Origin of the sequence: Pseudoalteromonas sp. S1610, from assembly GCF_005887465.1 — a bacterium.
In the GTDB taxonomy this organism is placed as follows: Bacteria; Pseudomonadota; Gammaproteobacteria; order Enterobacterales; family Alteromonadaceae; genus Pseudoalteromonas; species Pseudoalteromonas undina.
The window spans coordinates 66,935-86,351 of the sequence record NZ_PNDI01000011.1; the positions used below are offsets into that span (position 1 = coordinate 66,935).

Below are 19,417 nucleotides of genomic sequence, written 5' to 3' on the forward strand. Positions count from 1 at the left end.
TTGCCTGCTGGTCGCATTACTGCGGTATTTAAGTATATAATACCCGCCATAAAACCGGACATAAGTCCGCTATTTTTTAAAAACATTACTGAGGAGTATTTATGACTGTTGGCATTATTATGGGTTCTAAATCAGATTGGCCAACCATGGAACACGCTGCGCTGATGCTAGAAAAATTTGGTATTGCTTATGAAACTAAAGTGGTTTCTGCTCACCGTACTCCTCAATTACTTGCTGATTACGCAAGTTCTGCAAGCGAACGAGGCATTAAAGTAATTATTGCAGGCGCAGGTGGGGCAGCTCACTTACCGGGTATGGCTGCAGCGTTTACATCATTGCCTGTTTTAGGCGTTCCAGTTAAGTCAAAAGCGTTAAATGGTGTTGATTCATTATTGTCTATTTGCCAGATGCCTAAGGGCGTTGCTGTAGGCACATTGGCTATTGGTGAGCCTGGTGCAGCTAATGCCGGTTTATTGGCTGCACAAATATTAGGCTGTCAAAACCCTGAAATTTTTGCCAAAATTGAAGCGTTTCGTAAAGAGCAAACCGACACTATTCTAGCTAACCCAAATCCTGCAGAGTAATAATGACTATATTAATTTTAGGTGCTGGGCAGCTTGCGCGAATGATGAGCCTTGCTGGCGCACCGCTTAATTTAAATGTGGTTGCTTATGATGTTGGCAGCCAACAAATTGTGCACCCGCTAACCAACCAAGTTTATGCAACCACACTTGAGCAAGCTATCGATGATGCAGATGCGATTACCGCTGAGTTTGAACATATCCCCGATGATGTATTAACGCTTTGCTGTAATAGCAATAAGTTTTATCCAGGTAAACAAGCAATAAAAACCGGTGGTGACCGTTCGCTTGAAAAAGCCTTGTTAGATAAAACCGAAGTAGCTTGTGCGCCATACCAACTTATTACTGAAAAAGCGCATCTTGAACAAGCAGTTAAAACATTAGGCAAACCGTTAGTAATAAAAACCTGCCAAGCAGGGTATGACGGCAAAGGCCAATGGCGTTTAAAATCAGATGATGAAATAAACACTATTTGGTCTGAAATGGCCGACTTTATTGCCTCAGGTACAGAGCATGCGCCTCATTCAATTATTGCTGAAAAAATGATCCCGTTTGATCGTGAAGTCTCTATTATTGGCGTGCGCGACAAAGAGGGTAACGTTGCAATTTATCCACTTACTGAAAACCAACATACCAATGGTGTATTAACGCTTTCACTAGCCGGTAAAGATAATAGTTTAGTTGAGAGCCAAGCAACCTCAGCATTTACCCGTATTGCTAATGAGCTTAATTATGTAGGTGTATTGGCCATAGAGTTTTTTGATGTTCAAGGTACGTTATTAGTTAACGAAATTGCCCCTCGCGTGCATAACTCAGGGCATTGGACTCAGCAAGGTGCTCATTGCTCGCAATTTGAAAACCATATGCGTGCTGTTGCAGGGTTACCTTTGGGTAATACGCAAATTAAGCAACCTACTGCTATGATCAACGTCTTAGGGCAAGAAAAAATCCCAAATGAGGTTTTAAAAACAGCGGATGTAACCAGTCACTGGTATGGTAAAGGCGTTAAGCCCGGTCGTAAAATGGGGCATATTAATGTTTCGGGTGAGAGTTTACAGCAATTAGGTAACCGCCTAGCTGAACTTACATCATGCTTGCCAGAGCAGGATTACCCAGGCGTATTAGCTACTAGCAAATCGCTATTATAAGTTAAAAAATTAAGCGGTAAGTTGAATTCAATTTATCGCTTTACCTTCTAAAGGTTTCTTTTCAATGATCCACCCAAAGTTTCGTACTATTGTGTTTGCTTTTTTTATGGCACTTTTCATGTCAGGGTTTATGTCATTTGTTATTTCAATTTTTAATGTAGGCATGGTCGAAAATATTGTAGCTATATGGCTTAAAGCCTGGTTATTTGCCTTTTGCATTGCCTTTCCTACAGTTATATTTGTTGCTCCCGTTGTCCATAAACTGACTAATAAACTTATTCGGCCTTAAAATAGTGATTATCACTAAATTGCATAAGCCAACATTTATACTCTCACTCGCACTGTGTATGACTCCTTTTATTGGCGCAGGAAGTGCATTGGTTTTAGGCGCTATATTTGCTATTACCTTAGGCAACCCGTTTGCTGAGTTATCTCAAAAGGCCAGTAAAGTAATGCTTAAGTTTGCCGTTGTAGGCTTAGGCTTTGCTGTTGATTTTAATGAAGTAATTGAGGTAGGGCGCAGCTCATTAGTATTAACAATTGTTAGTATTACTGCCATAATCGGGCTTGGAGAGATTTTAACCCAAGTTTTTAAGCTTAATCGTAATACGGGCGTGTTAATTTCATTTGGTACCGCTATTTGTGGTGGCAGTGCCATAGCCGCTATGGCACCGGTTATAAAAGCTAGAGATCACGAAGTCGCTGTTGCCTTAGGGATTGTATTTTTACTCAATGGCATGGGATTATTGTTGTTTCCCGCAATTGGGCACTATTTTGAGTTAACCCAACAGCAATTTGGTTTGTGGGCCGCATTAGCCATTCATGATACTAGCAGCGTAGTGGGGGCATCGGCTACTTATGGTGCTGTGGCACTGAGTATTGCCACTACGGTAAAATTGACCCGTGCGATGTGGATCATTCCTTATACAGCGGTTGCGGGAGTGTTTATGCGCTCTGATGAAAAGGCGAGTATTCCTTTATTTATTGTGGGCTTTTTATTAGCCGCATTAATTAATACTTATATGCCGTCGTTTTCATCGACATGGGAACTTATTAATAGTGCAGCTAAGCAATTATTAGTGGTTACACTGTTTTTAATTGGCAGCGGTTTGTCACTATCGGTTCTTAAGCAAGCAGGTATAAAGCCATTTTTGATGGCTATTACTTTGTGGGTTATAGTCAGCAGCACTATTTTATTATTAATTATAGATGGATTCATATAATGAAACGTAATCTGAGTATTACAGCAATCAGCAGTGTGTTATTTGCTGTTTTTTCTAGCAGCCCTGTATTGGCTGAATCGCTACGCGTAGCAACCTTCAATGTTAGTATGGATGCCACTAATTACACCGCAAAAAATCAACAAGTAAAAAGTGATGCATTGGTAAAAGCGCTTCGCTCAAACCACCAGCAAATTAAAAATATTGCTGAAATAATCCAGCGCGTCCGCCCAGATGTAGTACTACTCAATGAGTTTGACTACATTCCAAAAGAGCAAGGTATCGAGTATTTTAAAAGCCATTATTTAAATGTAGGGCAAAATAATCAAGCAGCAATTGATTACCCATACGTTTACATTGCCCCCGTTAATACTGGCTTAGCAACTGAGTTTGACTTGGACAATAACGGTAAAAAAACTGGGGTAATGGGTGATGCACAGGGCTTTGGTTTTTTTGAAGGCCATTACGCAATGGCGTTTTTATCTCGCTACCCGATTGATTTTGACAACATCAGAACCCTGCAAACCTTTAAGCACAAAGATTTACCTAATGTACAAATGCCGGTTGACCCAAAAACTAATACCAATTGGTATAACGATGAAGAGTGGAATACTTTACGTTTAAGCTCTAAATCTTTTTGGGATATACCCGTAAAAGTAAACGATAAAGTAGTCCATATGCTAGCGTCGCACCCAACACCACCTGTGTTTGATGGCGAAGAAGACAGAAACGGTATTCGTAACCATGATGAAGTTAGGCTTATTGCCGATTACGTTAATAACGAAAGTTACCTTTATGATGATAATGGTAAAAAGGGTGGGCTTGCAGCAAAATCGCGATTTGTGATTTTAGGAGATCTAAACGCCGCACCTGAAGGTGATAAAAAGCGCACCAATACTACTGATCAAATACTTAAAAGCCCATTGATTAACGCCGGTTTTATTCCAACCAGTGAGGGCGCAAAAGAGCAATACCCGCAAGCTTATGCTAAAAACTATACCGCTAATTGGCAAGCACGCGTTGATTACGTTTTGCCTTCAAACTATGGGTTAACCATTAAAGGTGGTGGTGTTTTTTGGCCGAAAAAACAAAGCGAATTATATCGTTTAATTAAAGATAGAAATGCATCAAGCGACCACCGATTAGTCTGGCTTGATTTAACGGTTGAATAAACGGGTTACTCACCCCGATATCAGCGTTGTTTATCTTAAATAATTGCAATTATAAAGGTGCTTCTGCTTAAATATGGTTAATTATAATAACCGTCAAGAAGCACTATGATTTTTAAATTCTCATCTTCTAAAACACTTGTTGCAATCGCTGTTGCATCAAGTGTTATGTTAGCGGGTTGTACAGCAACCGCTACAACTTCTACTGACTCATCTATTCAAACAAATACCACCGTTGCTAGTGTTGTAAACACGCCCGCAGATTTGGGCGAATCAAAAATTACCCTTGAACAAGCGATGGCTCACCCTGATTGGATTGGACGCCAGCCACAAAGCGCTTTTTGGAGTGCAGATTCAAGTACCATTATTTACGCGCGTAAGCAGCAAGGTAGTGAGCTAAGAGATTTATTCACTCAAGCTGTAAACTCACAAACAGCAGAGCAAGTGGCACTAGAAAAATTACACCGTGTTGGTTCAAGTAAAGCTGTTTTTTCTAACGATAAATCACTTCAAGCTTATGTGTTTGAGGGTAACGTATTTATCAAAAACGTAAAGTCAGGCGTAATTAAACAAATTACGCAAAGCTCTGCTACTGAGTCAAAACCACAGTTTTTAAACGATGGTAACTTAGCGTATCGCCAAGGTAATATTTTCTTTAAAGTAGATTTAACCACAGGTTTAACCCGCGAAATAGCCAATTTAAAACTCGCTGACAAACCACAAGGCGTAAAAGAACCATCAACTTATATTGCCAAAGAGCAACATAAGCTTATTGATTACATTGCACTGCAGCACAAAAATAAACAAGATAAGCATGCGCGTAAAGAGCAAGTAAAAGCGAGTAACAGCTCAATTGCTAACACTCATTATTATTTAGGCGATGGCAACACGGTTGATGAAGCCGAGCTTTCTCCAAATGGCGATGCGTTAATTGTAGTCGTACAAGAAAAAAGCTCATGGCGCGGTGAAGGCGATATTATGCCTAACTACATTACTGATGATGCGACGACAGAGCCTAAAAAAGTTCGCCGTCGCGTAGCTGATTCTAAAGAGCAAACTTCTGAGCTTGTTTATATTAACCTTGCAGATCAAAGCCAAACCACATTAGGGTTCAATACTTTACCTGGTTTTGATGAAGACGTACTTGCTGAGGTTAAAAAAGAAAACTACGCCCGTGAAGGCAAAACCTATCAATCTAAAAAACAGCCTCGTGGTATTAACGTTATTTCAGACTGGGGTTGGAATCAATCACCTATTAGCTGGAACGATGATGGTAGCCAAGTAGCGATTATGCTTGAAGCATGGGATAACAAAGATCGTTGGTTAGCCACTGTAGATTTTGAAAATAACAAACTTGTCTCTCAACATCGTTTACATGACGATGCGTGGATTGCCTATGCCTTTAACGACTTTGGTTGGTTAAATAATTCCACTACCTTGTATTATTTATCTGAAGAATCGGGCTATAGCCAGCTTTATAAAAAGCCACTCGATGGTAAAGCGACTGCGCTAACCATGGGTAAATTTGAAGTATCTAATTTAACCCTCACTGATGACAATAACGCTATTTACTATAAAGCGAATGTTGAGCATCCTGGTCTTTACGAAATTTACCGTGTAAACCCACAAACAGGTGTTAGCGAGCAAGTAACAGACTTAAATGGCATGACGGATTATACCTTAAGCCCAGATCAGTCTAAGTTATTATTAAGACACTCTAAAATCACAATGCCCACTGAGCTTTATGTGGCTGAGGCTAAAGCAAACACAACCGCAACTCGTTTAACTAACACGGTATCTGAGACGTTTTTAGCTAAAAAACTCACAGCGCCTAAAATTGTTGCTGTGCCTTCAAGCCATACAGATCAGCCAATATACGCCAAAGTTTATTACCCGGCTGATTACCAAGAAGGTGAAACAGGTAAAAACCGTAAAGCGGTTATTTTTAACCACGGTGCCGGTTACCTGCAAAATTCACACATGGGTTGGTCTGGTTACTTTCGCGAATTTATGTTCCATTCATTACTTGCCGATGAAGGTTACGTAGTGATGGATATGGATTACCGAGCATCAAAGGGGTATGGCCGAGATTGGCGTACTGCTATTTATCGTCAAATGGGAACACCTGAAACACAAGATTTAGCAGATGGCGTAAAATGGATGGCTGAAAATGCCAACGTTGATACTCAAGCGGTTGGTACTTACGGTGGTTCATACGGCGGATTTATGACCTTTATGGCGTTATTTACCGCGCCAGATTTGTTTCAATCAGGTGCTGCGCTTCGCCCTGTGACTGATTGGGCACATTACAATACAGGCTATACAGCTAACATTTTGAATCACCCAGATGTTGACCCAATTGCTTATGAACGTAGTTCACCTATTTACTATGCAGAAGGGCTTAAAAAGCATTTATTAATTAATGCGCCAATGGTTGATGATAATGTGTTCTTTCAAGATTCAGTGCGTTTAGTACAGCGTTTAATCGAGCTTGAGAAAGAAAACTTTGAAACAGCAATCTTTCCAGTAGAGCCGCATGGTTTTGTGCAGCCTTCGAGCTGGTTAGATGAATACCGTCGAATTTATAAGCTGTTTAAAGAAACACTATAAATAGCGGTAAGTTAATAAAAAAACGCCACAATGTGGCGTTTTTTTATTCTTTATTTTTGCTGATGAATTTAATAATTAAAGGAACGCCCAACAATGCGCCGCCAATCGCGCCAATTAAATGTGCATCAACAGCCACCGTTGAGTTTATCAATGCGCCTATATCAGCACTAGGGCCATTTATTTGTTCAGCGATTAGCTTTACCCACACACCAATAAACAACACATAACCCGATTTAAGTCCAACAGTGATATCTTTTATGGCTCCCCAAATGATCACGCCATGCAAAACTGCACTAAGCCCTGTGTAAATTGTAATTGTGGGGCAAAACCAAAAAACACCTAAGCCACACCAAATTGCCAATGTGGCAATATTAAAACTATATCTGCTTGGGGATGTGTACTCACCATGCAATAACCAAATAAGCGCGATACCGGCACAATTCAGCCCTAAGTGCGCCCAATTGGCATGTACAAATTGGCTGGTAAACAAACGCCACAGTTGGCCTTGTTCAATCAGTTGACGATTAAATTCAAGTTCGTTGTTTATACCCAGCCATGCTAAGAGCGAACTTAATACGATTAAACATAAGGGAGGGAAAACATAGCGCGGTTGAAGAGGTAAATTAAGCATTTAGGGATCATTTTTATATTTATTTTTGCATATTGTGCCTGTTTAACTTTAAGATGCCAATTATCTTCCATGCAATTTAAGTTTATTAAGTGATTATGAATTTTAAGCTCAACTGTTTATTCGCACTGACTCTAAGTGCCTTGTCTTTTCCTTTGTTTGCACAAAACGCTAGCACAATTGAAACACGTGAACCTGAAGCGTCCACAGGTGTTGTACATAAGCAATTAGTGGCTGGCGATAAGTACATGGTAGCCGCCGCTAATCCGTATGCTTCACAAGCAGGTAAAGCCATTTTAGCGCAAGGCGGCAGTGCGGTTGATGCCGCTATTGCCACCCAATTAGTACTTACATTAGTTGAGCCGCAATCATCAGGTATTGGCGGTGGTACGTTTATGATGTATTACAATAAAGCTAATAATAAACTCACCAGCTTTGATGGCCGTGAAACCGCGCCGAGTAATGCCGATGAAAACCTGTTTTTAAATAAACACGGCAACGCAGTCAAATGGATTGAAGCGGTTGTAGGTGGACGCTCTGTAGGCGTACCCGGTATTTTACATGCATTTGCCAGCGCCCATAAACAGTACGGTTCCTTACCTTGGGCTAGCTTATTTAAACCTGCAATTAAACTTGCTGAGCAAGGATTTGAAGTATCGCCTCGGTTACATGGTTTACTGGTTAGACAATTAAACCCAGGCGTAATGAGTATGCCGGTGATTAATGAGTATTTTTTTCCAAATGGCAAAGTAATTGAAGTCGGCAGTATTAAAAAAAATCAGCCATTAGCTAATTTATATAAAGACATTGCTTCAAAAGGGATAGATGCCTTTTACAAAGGCGATAATGCCAAAGCTATGGTAAAAGCAGTACAACAGTCAAAAATTGCGCCTGGTAAATTATCTGAGCAAGATCTTGCTAATTACAGCAGTAAAGAGCGTGCACCCGTTTGTATAAAATACCGAGTTTATAATGTTTGCTCTATGGCGCCGCCTAGTAGTGGCGGTATCTCAGTACTACAAATTTTAGGCTTGCTTGAACACAAAAACATGGCAAATATTAAAGCCAATAGCGCCGAGGCAATTCATTACTTTAGCCAAGCGTCACGTATTGCGTTTGCCGATCGTAATAAATACATCGGCGATCCTGACTTTACCCAAGTACCTACTCAAGAATTATTAAATAAAGACTATATTGCCACCCGCGCGAAATTAATTACTGAAAAAGATCAAAAAGCATTGCCAGGCAACCCTGTTGATCACTTAAGCTATGCAAACGATGATTCTTTTGAGCTGCCGTCTACCTCGCATGTATCAATTGTGGATAGCAAAGGAAACGCTGTTTCAATGACCAGCTCTATTGAAATGGCGTTTGGCTCAACAGTGATGGTTAATGGTTATATTTTAAATAATCAGCTAACTGATTTTTCACTTTCACCACGTAAAAATGGCAAATTGGTGGCTAACAGGGTCGAAGCACATAAACGTCCGCGCAGCTCAATGTCTCCGGTGATGGTTTTTAACCAAGATGGCAGTTTACGTTTAGTAGTGGGTTCTCCTGGTGGGAGTCGTATTATTGATTATGTAGCGCAAGTTGTTATTGGCGTTTTAGATTGGAATTTAAATGCACAACAGGCCATTAATTTACCGCGTACAACTAATCGTAATGATTATACTAGCCTTGAAAAAGGCACTGAACTTGAAGCGCTTGTACCTAAGCTTGAAAAGCGCGGCCATGATGTGCGTGTTATTGACCTAAACTCAGGCTTGCATGCGGTAGAAGTAAAAAACAACCGTTTGTATGGCGCTGCCGATCCGCGCAGAGAAGGGATGGCGTTATCTGATTTAAGTAATAATAAAGCCTCATTTAAATTTTAAACCATGTATAATAAACAGCAGGTTTGCTGCCTGCTGTTTTAAATGTAAAAGATTAATAGTTAATAACTATTTGGTTGAAAATAGCATGTTAACTAACGTAAAAAAATTAGCAAACCTAAACATAATTGGCACTGTTGTAACCATTAAACAAAGCACGCACATTATTTAATGCGCGTTTAACGTTTTAAACCCACATCAGGCAGCTAACATATTCACCAAATATGAGTGGCTTTATACTAAAGTAGCGCTTGTATTTGTACATTTTCAATGGTCTGACAAGCTTAAATGTCATTGCAATTTAGCCTTTAACAATGATAATGGCAGATCATTATTTAAGATTCAGTAAAGCTTGGAAATATGACTACAAATACCGATCCTAATTATCTTTATATTCCTTATTCTGGCCCAGGCCTAATTGAAACCCCATTATTGAATAAAGGAAGTGCTTTTAGCCAAAAAGAACGTGAAAACTTTAATCTTGCAGGTTTACTTCCTCCTCGTTACGAAACAATAGAAGAACAAGTTGAGCGTTGTTACCAACAATACTCAAGTTTTAATGACAATTTAAATAAGCACATTTATTTACGCGCTATTCAAGACAATAACGAAACGCTTTACTATCGTTTAGTGCGTGATCATATTGAAGAAATGATGCCTATTATTTACACCCCAACTGTGGGTGATGCCTGTGAGAAATTTTCTGATATTTATCGTAGTGCACGTGGTTTGTTTATTTCTTATGAAGATCGTTTCCAAATCGACGATATTTTACGTAATGCCACTAAAGGTAAAGTTAAAGTTATCGTGGTTACCGATGGCGAACGTATTTTAGGTTTAGGTGACCAAGGTATTGGCGGTATGGGTATTCCAATTGGTAAGCTCTCTTTATATACCGCCTGTGGTGGTATTAGCCCAGCGTACACATTACCGGTTATGCTTGATGTAGGTACCAATAACGAAAAACTATTAAACGACCCAATGTACATGGGTGCTCGACATAAGCGTATTGCGCAAGATGAGTACGATGAGTTTTTAGATTTATTCATTAAAGCGGTTAAGCGTCGTTGGCCAAGCGTGTTACTGCAATTTGAAGACTTTGCACAACCAAATGCTATGCCATTATTAAAGCGTTACCGTAATGAAATTTGTAGCTTTAATGATGACATTCAAGGTACTGCATCGGTTACTGTGGGGTCTTTATTAGCAGCTTGTCGTGTTAAAGGCGCTAAACTATCGACTCAAAAAGTTGTGTTTGTAGGCGCAGGATCTGCAGGCTGTGGTATTGCTGAACAAATTGTTAGCACTATGGTGGCCGAAGGTATCAGTGAAGCACAAGCTCGCAGCCAAGTATTTATGGTTGACCGCTTTGGTTTATTAACTGATGGCATGGAAGGCTTACGCGACTTCCAACAAATGTTAGCGCAACCAACGAGCTGCCTAGCCGATTGGACTTACAGCGGCGAATACGCGTCATTATTAGATGTAATGCACTGTGCAGAACCAGATATTTTAATTGGTGTATCAGGTCAACCGGGCTTATTCACTGAGCAAGTTATTCGCGCTATGCACGCAAACTGTGAAGCACCTATTATTTTCCCGTTAAGTAATCCATCTAAACAGGTAGAAGCTTACCCAGAAGATGTTATTAAATGGACTGATGGTAAAGCGATTGTAGCTACAGGTAGCCCATTTGAGCCTGTTGTTTATAACGGCGTTACTTACCCAATTCCTCAATGTAATAACAGCTACATTTTCCCAGGTATTGGCTTAGGTGTAATTGCTGCTAAAGCAACGCGTATTACCGATGCGATGCTAATAATGTCGAGTGAAATGTTGGCAGAGTCATCACCATTAGCTAATACGGGCAAAGGTAGCTTATTACCTGCGCTAACAGAAATTGAAACACTAAGTAAACGCATTGCATTTGCAGTCGCTAAAAAAGCAATTGAAGAGGGCGTTGCCCTTGAAATTTCAGATGATGCTCTGTGGGCAGCCATCGACAGAAACTACTGGTTACCGAAGTATCGTAACTACAAGCGTTGCAGCATTTAATGCTTCATTACTAAAAAACAGGCTTTTGCCTGTTTTTTTATGCTTGTTCATCTGCAATTAACCACATAAGGTGTTAACTAAGGCAATCAATTTAAAAGGATAGACCTATGAAAACACTTTCGATTTTAACGGCTGCTTTGCTAAGCACGTCAGCCTATGCAACTAATGCCCCTGAAGAGCCTCATATCTATGTAAAAGGTGAAGCATCGGTAACGACTATGCCAGATCATGTTTTATTAACAGTGGGTATTACGGAAATAGATAAAAACTTAATTGCCGCAAAAAAACAAACTGATACTACGATGGCCAGTGCAATTAGTTTAGTAAAAAAACTAGGCGTAGCTGATACAGATATTAATGCTGGTCAAATCTCAATCTATCGTGATAATCAATATAACCGCGAAACAGGTAAGCAAGAGTTTACCGGGTTTAAAGTATCCAGAACGCTTACAATTAAACTCTCTGCGATTAATAAATACCCTGAGCTTTTACAAAGTTTAGTTAATAACGGTATTAATGAAATTAGACAGACGCAGTTTTTAGCGAGCAACTATGATGAGCTGCACAAAAAAGCACAAAAATTAGCTATTAAACAAGCTAAAGCAGCGGCAAAAGAGTTAACTGATGATTTTGATGTTGAATTGAAAGGCTTATATAGTGCGTCTTTAAGTCCGCTTGATATGCCATCAGTACCTTACATGCGCAGTGAAAAAGTAATGATGGCTGATGGTGCACCGAGTAACTATGTACCCGATGCATATCATGCTGGTGAAATTACAATAAGCGCATCAAGTTACGCAATTTATTATATTGATTAAGCGCTTATAGGTGGGTGGCGCTCAAATCGTGCCACCAACTGCTTTCCTTGTGACTCACTAATACGCACAATGGCATACAGCATATTACTAATCTCTTGACGATCGTATTCGTTAACTATGTGCTGATTAATATCATCAACAATGGCATTTAAATAATTAAACACACTGTTTCGTGCATCCACATTCTCATTAGCAATAAATAAAATATTTTTAAATGCTTCAATAACGTTAGTCATTACATAGGCATCGGCTTTTGCATAATTGCGTAAAGGGGTGAAGTTATCATGAAGTAGTTCATCAAAACTGGTTTCATGAAAGTACAACAATGGTTGCTCATCTTTTTCATAGCATGAATAATTTATTGCATTAATCTTTAGTCGTTCTATTAATAATATACTCAACATATCAATAGATTTAACGGCAGTACCCGGATCGTTTATTCCTGGGCTCATAGCTTTTACCGCAATTTCTGATATTTGTGTTAACCCATAGCGGTAATGGTCGCTAATGTATTCTTCTATATAAAAAATAAAGCAGTCTAAAATTTTCTCAATCAACTCTTCGTTCTCAGATATGTCCTTATTACACTTTAAAAACGGGTAACCTTTAACTGTAAAATAACCTTGCTTAACCGTAATAAACAGCTCAATATTTTCATCTGCTAGTAGGGCACATAATTTATTAGAATGAACCCCTTTGTAGTAACCCTCGGTTGTACTGTTTATTGAATGCCAGCTTGAAAACTCGGGAAAGTTATCAACGGGGTTTTCGTCTTGCATGTTGATAATGTCTTGAATTTCTTTTTTTGTTTGCCTAAACAAGCCATTTAATACGTTATCTACTTGTATTGCTTTTGAAATAGAATGAATAAAAAATACAAATAACCCTAAAGATATTAATCCAAAAACAAGCGCAAACAACACGCCAAGAGCAGGAATAGCGGTATTACCATTATCGAGTTTGTTGATATTTATCAGCATTATTATTGAATAAATAATACTACCCAAATAAAAACCTAAAACCATTTGGTGTGATTTACGGGTAATGAGCCCAGGAACAACTCGAGGTGATAAGCTAGCACTGGCTGAATTTAATACCACCATCACCATAGAAAAGCTAAATACGGTTAACGAAATAATGCTGCCAGCGAGGGTGCTTAAAATGGTACGTGCGTTTTCTGCGCTATCAACTAATATAAATGAAATTAGTGATTTAAGTTTCTCAATAGGGGCTAAGTACTCGACTGACATCGTCAGCACAGCAAAAAATAAAAAAGCAACAGATAATAAAGAGGGATAAAACCCAATACTGTTAATTATTTCGCGGTAGCTATTGGTTATTTTTGTTCTTAAATACATATTATCCTTACTTATTACGATACCAATCTATAAATCACTCTAGCATATTTGATACTAAAGTAAGTGATTTTACAGCTTAAGTTATGTGTTATTATTGCTTAAAAATTTAATGGAAAAATACTGTGATTATATCGAGTTATGCGGCTTTACTGGCACTATATTATATTTACCTGAGTATTAATGTTGTAAAAATACGCAAGGCTGAAGGCATTTCACTTGGTAATGGGAGTCATCCTGAGCTTGAACGTGCAACTCGAGCTCATGGGAATTTTATTGAGTATGTACCAATTAGCCTAATTTTACTGTTCTTATTAGAGTATCAAGGCTTAGCAAGTCATTATATGCATGCACTTGGCGGTTTGCTATTTATAAGCCGTGCACTTCATGGCTCAGCTATTAGAACTAACAATTTGAAAGCACGTGTATTAAGTATGATGATGACATTTGCTATTCTTTTTGTAAGTTCCTTAATTTTATTGTTAAGTCGATAAATAAAGATGCGATTCGCTATTGTTTTTATAAGCTTATGTTTTGCTACTTCGTTGGCGTCATTTGTAGGGGCAATAGAAAATGACAATAGCAATAGCAATAGCAATCAAAGTATTGATGGTTTAAATTATGTTTATCCAAAAACGATGCGAGTTGGTGAAGATGAAATTCTTTATCCGTTAGTTTTATTGAGAACGGCCTTACAATACAGCGGCGCAAAATATACATTAAAAGCATCGAGTATTTCTATGCCTCAAAGCCGCTCATTAAAACAAATTATACATAATGATGAAGTCAACGTTGCATGGACCATGACTTCACAGCAGCGAGAAAAAGAGCTACTGCCCGTAAGAGTGCCTATTTTTAAAGGTTTATACGGGTGGCGTTTACTTGTCACTACACAGAATAAACAAAAAAAATTATCAAGCTTAAAAAAAATTGATGACTTTAAAGGTATCCACTTTATTCAAGGTCACGACTGGCCAGATACTCAAGTTTTATTAGATAGTGGATTAACGGTATCAACATCAATTGAATACAGCTCATTATTTAATATGTTAATAAAAGGCAGAGGAGATGTATTTCCTCGATCGTTGCTTGAGGTTGAAACGGAGCTAAATACCTTTAAAGGTGATGCAAAACTTACAACTCTTCCTCAGTTAATACTGCAATACCCAAGTGCAATTTACTTCTTTTTTAGTAAAGATACGCCCGAGTTGGCCTATGCAGTTGAAAATGGCTTAGCGGTCATGCGTAAAAATGGCGAGTTTGACCGCTTATTTAATGCGTATCATCGCAGTGCCATTGAGCACGCAGATATCAAAAAAAAGATTATTATTAGATTAGAAAACAAAAACTTACCCTTACTAACACCACTTGATAATACTTCACTTTGGTTTTCAGAAAAAGACATGTAAAACCCCATGAAACAAAAAATATTTATTATTGGCTTACCGCGAACCGGTACCACCAGTGTATGCAATGCATTTTTACATTTTGGTATACCAACAGCCCATACTGCATACACTACCGCTTGTTTTGATAATGCGGTTGCAATTGCAGACACTCCCATATTTAACGATTTTCAAGCACTAGATAAATACTATCCTGGCGCAAAGTTTATATATTTAGAGCGAGAGCTTACTGCATGGATACCATCAATAAGACAGCTTTTGCAGCGAATGCATACTAATTTAACTCGCGCAGATGGTGGCTTTAACATTCATTTAAAACGCTGTTATTTAAATACATTTAAATATTTTTCACTAGAGAATATAAATAACGATCAGTATTTAACAGATTGTTATAACGTACACATTAATAATGCTAAGGCTTATTTTAGTAATCGAGAACATGATTTTTTAGCGATAGATATAGCCAACCCTAACAGTTTTAGTAAGCTTTGTGATTTTTTAAGTATTACCTCTGAGTTAAATGGCTTTGAAAAGATGAATATGGGCGGTAAAGTCACCGCGTGGAATGATATAAAACATCCATTAAAAATTGAATCGACAGCGAAAGGGCGGATAGATAAATTTTTACCTTATGAGAGACAAATTTAAACCGCGAGCAAAGATTTTTATTTTTAAATACGCTAAAATCCACGCATTATTTTATAAGTTGTATCCTTATGTTTGAATTAAAATACCACACGCCATTTGAATGGACCGAAGTTGTTTTAGCTGACTTTGAAACTTTTTTACAAGACCACGCTGCTGCTGAAAAAAAAGCATCGGGCATGGCCATGTCTATGCTTTCACATTACCCAGATAAGCGTAAATTAGTTAAAGCCATGACTGACTTAGCCTTAGAAGAGTTAATTCATTTCAAGCAAGTGCTTAAGTTATTGATAGAACGCGATACCAATTTAGGTGATGATAAAAAAGACCCTTACATTAAACAAATTCGCGCACACTTTAGACATGGACGCGATGGATTTTTAATGGATAGGCTACTCGTTGGCGGTGTAATTGAGGCGAGGGGACACGAACGTTTTTCTTTAGTTGCCGAAGCCTTACCAGAAGGCAAAGAAAAAGATTTTTATGTTGCGATAGCCAAGTCTGAAGAAAAACATAAAAACCTATTTGTTGAACTTGCTTACGAATACTTTGATAAACAAGAAGTTGATGATCGTTTAGAAGAGTTATTAATAATAGAAGCAGAAATTTGTAAAAATATACCATTTACTGCTGCTCTACATTAATACCTAACCACGGCATGTTGACATCAAGTTAGCATGCCAATATAAGTACTTCCCTCTATTGTTATGAAAAATATTGTTTAATAACGCATAACTAGATCAACTTAACTGCACTTAGTTAACACTGCCTATCAATAAACAGCTATTATCATTTTAATCTATAAGCTTGCTTTAAGGATGTGAACCAATGCAGCCAATTCAACATATTGCCGTGCTTACCTCTGGAGGTGATGCACCGGGAATGAACACCGCTTTATTTGCCATCGTAAAAACCGCTCAACAACAAGGCATAAAAGTGTCAGGTGTTCGAAAAGGATATGAGGGCTTAATTGATAATGATTTAATGACACTTGATTGCAAAAACCTGCAACAAAGTATGCACTTGGGCGGTACCGTTTTAAAAACCGCTCGAAGTGAAAGATTTAGAACTGAGACAGGCAGACAGCAAGCTTTAGCTACAATTGAACATAATAATATTGATGCCTTAATTGTCATAGGTGGTGATGGTTCTTTTAGAGGCTGTTTATGGTTATCGCACATTACCAACATCCCTTATATTGGCATTCCTGGCACCATAGATAACGATATTGCAGGTACAGACTACACCTTAGGGTTTGATACAGCTGTAAACACATCAATGCAATGCATTGATAATATTAGAGATACAGCAGAATCTCATAATAGGGTGTTTATTATTGAAGTAATGGGGCGTGATTCTGGATATATTGGTACTTATGCCGGTTTAACCTCTGGTGCCGATTCAGTATTGATCCCTGAAAATGACAAAGATATCGATGATTTATTGCTAAAGATTAGCGATTATCTTAGCGAACACGCATTTATCGTGGTGGTGTCTGAGGGCGATGAAATTGGTGTTGAACATGTATGTGAAAAAATAACTGCCATAAATTCAAGTATAGATTTACGTGTAACTAAGCTAGGGCACTTACAGCGCGGTGGTAATCCATCAGCTGCGGATCGTATGTTAGCAATAAGATTAGGCGTACACAGTGTTAAGGCTTTATGTGCTGGAGAAAGCGCTAAAATGGTGGGTATTTTAAATAACAAAGTTTCAAATACTCCTATGCAAGATGTTGTTAAACAACACGTTATTAGTGAGGAGCTGCAAGGGCTGTTATCTGTATTTTGCCGCTAACGACTAATTAAATAGGAATAATGAACAATGCGAGATAATAAAAATTATAAAATGACAATTATTAAAGGTATTTCAATAAGTTTATTATTAGCCGGTTCAACAGTCGTATTGGCCAAAGATGATTGTGCAGATTTAACGGGATGTGCGAAAAAAGCCTGTGAAGTTAACCTCGAGTTATTAGCTTCAAAACGCCAAGGTAATTCACATAAAGTTGCAGGTCTCAATAAAGCACTTAATAACATAAACGCATATTGTACCAATGATGGATTAAAAGAAGAGTTACAACAAAAAATAGATGATACAAATTCAGTAATTGAAGAATATAAAATCGAGCTTAAAAAAGCTAAGCGCCAAGGTAAGCATGACAAAGTTGAAAAGTATCAGCAAAAGCTAAACGACGAAACTAAACAGCTTAAGCAATTAATTGATGAGCTAAATAGTTTGGTTGATTAAAATGTCATTACAGAGTTTTTATATTTATTAAAGTAGAGCATTCTACTGAATATAAATATTATGCGATAAAAGGGCTAAAATACCGTGTTAATAAGTGACCTAATTGCCGATAGTTGGTTTGATTAAGTATATCTCTATCGCATTTAACATAATATAAATTATAGGTAGTAGAATCTAAGTGCATGTACGGCGCTCTATTTTAATAACTTTAAGCTCACTAAGTCCAATACTAGACGGTATCGGACATTAAGTGCATTTAAACGACTATTACGGTAATTCATAGTTATCACCTTGAGGTTCCTTAATGCTTAGCTTAATATTAAATCACAAGCCGTAAAAAATGTTGAAGTATTCATATGGAATTTGTACGCCCACTCGAACCAATTTTAATTATTGATGATGTTAAACAAATCCGTGCTGACTTAAGCCAAGTGCTAGCCGGCTTAGGTTTTGATGACATTATTGAGTGTGATAATTTTGATTGTGCTAAACCCTTACTTAGCGAAAAATCACCCAACGTTATATTTTTAGATGTTGATTTACCTGATTCTGAAAGCATCGAAATTTTAGAGTCGATCAATAACGAGCACCCACATGCTCATGTGGTTATGTGCTCAGGCCATAATAGTTTTGAGACCGTACAAAATACTTGGGAACTTGGCGCAAAAGAATTTATAGCCAAGCCTTTCAACGCGCAAAAAGTTGATGCCGTAATGAAACGTTTAGAACTGATAGATTAAAGGACATTATGCAGCACCTAGTTACCACTATTATTGATGACCTATCTACCGTTATATTTGGCAAGCAACAACAAATAAAATTAGCATTAACCTGTTTGTTTAGTGAAGGCCATTTACTAATTGAAGACTTACCAGGTATGGGTAAAACCACTTTATCGCATGCATTAGCTGCTGTTTTGGGTTTGTCGTATCAGCGTATTCAATTTACTAGCGATTTATTACCCGCTGATATTATTGGTACCAATATTTTTAATAATAAAGAACATAGTTTTTCATTTCATAAAGGCCCAATTTTTAGCCAAGTAGTACTTGCTGATGAAATAAATCGTGCGGGTCCTAAAACCCAAAGTGCGTTATTAGAAGCCATGGAAGAACAACAAGTGACCGTAGATGGAGAAAAGTACCCGCTCCCTACTCCGTTTTTTGTTATTGCTACTCAAAACCCTTTATATCAAGCAGGGACTTATCCGCTGCCAGAATCGCAATTAGATCGTTTTTTAATGCGTATAAGCTTAGGCTTTCCACCTAAAAACGCTGAAAAAAGATTACTATTAAACAATCAAAAGCGCGATTACTCCCAATTACCACAGCGAATTAACCAGCAACAACTTAAACAAATACAAGAATCTATAGCTAATATTACGCTAAGCGCTGCGGTTATTGATTATATAATTGAATTAGTGACTTACACACGTGAGGCTCAATCGTTAGCTGCTTCGCTTTCACCAAGAGCCAGTATGGCGCTGGCAAAATCTGCAAGGGCATGGGCCTATATTGAAGGTCGAGACTTTGTTCTACCTGAAGATGTACAAGCGGTTTTTTCTAGTGTGTGCCAGCATCGATTAGGTTTGCATAGTGAGTCTGGCAACAACCAAATTGCAGACATTTTAAAACATGTTTTAGTGCCCGTTTAGATCA

At 38.2% G+C, this 19,417-nt stretch carries 19 protein-coding genes; 17 read left to right on the forward strand and 2 right to left on the reverse strand.

What is annotated here, in order from left to right:
* The first annotated feature begins 101 nt into the window (after positions 1-101).
* The 6 genes from purE (at position 102) to CWB77_RS06760 (ending at position 6,728) form a co-directional block, all read left to right on the forward strand.
* Positions 102-584, forward strand: coding sequence for a 5-(carboxyamino)imidazole ribonucleotide mutase (gene purE, locus CWB77_RS06735; RefSeq protein WP_008114610.1), 483 nt, complete (start codon positions 102-104; stop codon positions 582-584).
* 2 nt (positions 585-586) lie between these two features.
* Entirely contained in the window at positions 587-1,729 is a 1,143-nt protein-coding gene (locus CWB77_RS06740; RefSeq protein ID WP_075169226.1) for a 5-(carboxyamino)imidazole ribonucleotide synthase, read from the forward strand.
* Between the two features lie 64 nt (positions 1,730-1,793).
* Positions 1,794-2,018 carry a DUF2798 domain-containing protein gene (locus CWB77_RS06745; RefSeq protein ID WP_075169227.1) on the forward strand — a complete coding sequence of 75 codons (225 nt, stop codon included), beginning with the start codon at positions 1,794-1,796 and terminating at the stop codon, positions 2,016-2,018.
* Positions 2,019-2,022: 4 nt separating this feature from the next.
* Positions 2,023-2,952, forward strand: coding sequence for a YeiH family protein (locus tag CWB77_RS06750; RefSeq protein WP_138622000.1), 930 nt, complete (start codon positions 2,023-2,025; stop codon positions 2,950-2,952).
* Positions 2,952-4,121 (forward strand): endonuclease/exonuclease/phosphatase family protein, encoded by a 1,170-nt coding sequence (locus CWB77_RS06755; RefSeq protein WP_138622002.1) that lies wholly within the window; start codon positions 2,952-2,954, stop codon positions 4,119-4,121. The genes CWB77_RS06750 and CWB77_RS06755 overlap by 1 nt, the downstream gene beginning before the upstream one ends.
* 105 nt (positions 4,122-4,226) lie before the next feature.
* Positions 4,227-6,728, forward strand: coding sequence for a S9 family peptidase (locus CWB77_RS06760; RefSeq protein ID WP_138622004.1), 2,502 nt, complete (start codon positions 4,227-4,229; stop codon positions 6,726-6,728).
* A gap of 43 nt (positions 6,729-6,771) precedes the next feature.
* Here the strand turns inward: CWB77_RS06760 and rrtA are convergent, their stop codons facing one another.
* The gene (gene rrtA, locus CWB77_RS06765; RefSeq protein ID WP_138622006.1) at positions 6,772-7,359 is read right to left on the reverse strand and encodes a rhombosortase; all 588 of its coding nucleotides are present in this window, start codon (positions 7,357-7,359) and stop codon (positions 6,772-6,774) included.
* A 95-nt stretch (positions 7,360-7,454) separates the two neighbouring features.
* Here rrtA and ggt point away from each other — a divergent pair, with 95 nt between their 5' ends.
* The 3 genes from ggt (at position 7,455) to CWB77_RS06780 (ending at position 12,103) form a co-directional block, all read left to right on the forward strand.
* The gene (ggt, locus tag CWB77_RS06770; RefSeq protein WP_138622008.1) at positions 7,455-9,233 is read left to right on the forward strand and encodes a gamma-glutamyltransferase; all 1,779 of its coding nucleotides are present in this window, start codon (positions 7,455-7,457) and stop codon (positions 9,231-9,233) included.
* Between the two features lie 357 nt (positions 9,234-9,590).
* Positions 9,591-11,285, forward strand: coding sequence for an NAD-dependent malic enzyme (locus CWB77_RS06775; protein ID WP_010389997.1), 1,695 nt, complete (start codon positions 9,591-9,593; stop codon positions 11,283-11,285).
* A gap of 107 nt (positions 11,286-11,392) precedes the next feature.
* Positions 11,393-12,103: an SIMPL domain-containing protein gene (locus CWB77_RS06780; RefSeq protein ID WP_138622010.1), complete on the forward strand. Its 711-nt coding sequence runs from the start codon at positions 11,393-11,395 to the stop codon at positions 12,101-12,103.
* On the opposite strand, the gene CWB77_RS06785 is transcribed toward CWB77_RS06780, so the two are convergent.
* A complete protein-coding gene (locus CWB77_RS06785) occupies positions 12,100-13,461 on the reverse strand; it encodes a DUF2254 domain-containing protein (RefSeq protein ID WP_138622012.1) in 1,362 nt (453 codons plus the stop codon). The two genes, CWB77_RS06780 and CWB77_RS06785, sit on opposite strands and share 4 nt — an antisense overlap.
* Positions 13,462-13,583: 122 nt before the next feature.
* Here CWB77_RS06785 and CWB77_RS06790 point away from each other — a divergent pair, with 122 nt between their 5' ends.
* The 8 genes from CWB77_RS06790 to CWB77_RS06825 all read left to right on the forward strand — a co-directional run bounded on the left by CWB77_RS06790 (position 13,584) and on the right by CWB77_RS06825 (position 19,413).
* The gene (locus CWB77_RS06790; protein ID WP_054200934.1) at positions 13,584-13,952 is read left to right on the forward strand and encodes an MAPEG family protein; all 369 of its coding nucleotides are present in this window, start codon (positions 13,584-13,586) and stop codon (positions 13,950-13,952) included.
* A gap of 6 nt (positions 13,953-13,958) precedes the next feature.
* A complete protein-coding gene (locus CWB77_RS06795) occupies positions 13,959-14,867 on the forward strand; it encodes a transporter substrate-binding domain-containing protein (protein WP_138622014.1) in 909 nt (302 codons plus the stop codon).
* Positions 14,868-14,873: 6 nt separating this feature from the next.
* Positions 14,874-15,512, forward strand: coding sequence for a sulfotransferase (locus CWB77_RS06800; RefSeq protein WP_138622016.1), 639 nt, complete (start codon positions 14,874-14,876; stop codon positions 15,510-15,512).
* A gap of 68 nt (positions 15,513-15,580) precedes the next feature.
* Positions 15,581-16,153, forward strand: coding sequence for a MiaE family protein (locus CWB77_RS06805; RefSeq protein WP_008114635.1), 573 nt, complete (start codon positions 15,581-15,583; stop codon positions 16,151-16,153).
* A gap of 184 nt (positions 16,154-16,337) precedes the next feature.
* Positions 16,338-17,306 carry an ATP-dependent 6-phosphofructokinase gene (locus tag CWB77_RS06810; protein WP_138622018.1) on the forward strand — a complete coding sequence of 323 codons (969 nt, stop codon included), beginning with the start codon at positions 16,338-16,340 and terminating at the stop codon, positions 17,304-17,306.
* A 27-nt stretch (positions 17,307-17,333) separates the two neighbouring features.
* Entirely contained in the window at positions 17,334-17,759 is a 426-nt protein-coding gene (locus tag CWB77_RS06815) for a DUF1090 domain-containing protein (RefSeq protein WP_138622020.1), read from the forward strand.
* 356 nt (positions 17,760-18,115) lie between these two features.
* Positions 18,116-18,499 (forward strand): response regulator, encoded by a 384-nt coding sequence (locus CWB77_RS06820; RefSeq protein WP_010389983.1) that lies wholly within the window; start codon positions 18,116-18,118, stop codon positions 18,497-18,499.
* 8 nt (positions 18,500-18,507) lie between these two features.
* Entirely contained in the window at positions 18,508-19,413 is a 906-nt protein-coding gene (locus CWB77_RS06825) for an AAA family ATPase (protein WP_055012204.1), read from the forward strand.
* Positions 19,414-19,417: the final 4 nt, after the last annotated feature.

Bases quoted from the DNA above. Each gene is read 5' to 3' on its own strand.
- purE (WP_008114610.1), top strand. From the start codon at position 102: ATGACTGTTGGCATTATTATGGGTTCTAAATCAGATTGGCCAACCATG.
- CWB77_RS06740 (WP_075169226.1), top strand. From the start codon at position 587: ATGACTATATTAATTTTAGGTGCTGGGCAGCTTGCGCGAATGATGAGC.
- CWB77_RS06745 (WP_075169227.1), top strand. From the start codon at position 1,794: ATGATCCACCCAAAGTTTCGTACTATTGTGTTTGCTTTTTTTATGGCA.
- CWB77_RS06755 (WP_138622002.1), top strand. From the start codon at position 2,952: ATGAAACGTAATCTGAGTATTACAGCAATCAGCAGTGTGTTATTTGCT.
- CWB77_RS06760 (WP_138622004.1), top strand. From the start codon at position 4,227: ATGATTTTTAAATTCTCATCTTCTAAAACACTTGTTGCAATCGCTGTT.
- rrtA (WP_138622006.1), bottom strand. From the start codon at position 7,359: ATGCTTAATTTACCTCTTCAACCGCGCTATGTTTTCCCTCCCTTATGT.
- ggt (WP_138622008.1), top strand. From the start codon at position 7,455: ATGAATTTTAAGCTCAACTGTTTATTCGCACTGACTCTAAGTGCCTTG.
- CWB77_RS06775 (WP_010389997.1), top strand. From the start codon at position 9,591: ATGACTACAAATACCGATCCTAATTATCTTTATATTCCTTATTCTGGC.
- CWB77_RS06780 (WP_138622010.1), top strand. From the start codon at position 11,393: ATGAAAACACTTTCGATTTTAACGGCTGCTTTGCTAAGCACGTCAGCC.
- CWB77_RS06785 (WP_138622012.1), bottom strand. From the start codon at position 13,461: ATGTATTTAAGAACAAAAATAACCAATAGCTACCGCGAAATAATTAAC.
- CWB77_RS06795 (WP_138622014.1), top strand. From the start codon at position 13,959: ATGCGATTCGCTATTGTTTTTATAAGCTTATGTTTTGCTACTTCGTTG.
- CWB77_RS06800 (WP_138622016.1), top strand. From the start codon at position 14,874: ATGAAACAAAAAATATTTATTATTGGCTTACCGCGAACCGGTACCACC.
- CWB77_RS06805 (WP_008114635.1), top strand. From the start codon at position 15,581: ATGTTTGAATTAAAATACCACACGCCATTTGAATGGACCGAAGTTGTT.
- CWB77_RS06810 (WP_138622018.1), top strand. From the start codon at position 16,338: ATGCAGCCAATTCAACATATTGCCGTGCTTACCTCTGGAGGTGATGCA.
- CWB77_RS06815 (WP_138622020.1), top strand. From the start codon at position 17,334: ATGCGAGATAATAAAAATTATAAAATGACAATTATTAAAGGTATTTCA.
- CWB77_RS06820 (WP_010389983.1), top strand. From the start codon at position 18,116: ATGGAATTTGTACGCCCACTCGAACCAATTTTAATTATTGATGATGTT.
- CWB77_RS06825 (WP_055012204.1), top strand. From the start codon at position 18,508: ATGCAGCACCTAGTTACCACTATTATTGATGACCTATCTACCGTTATA.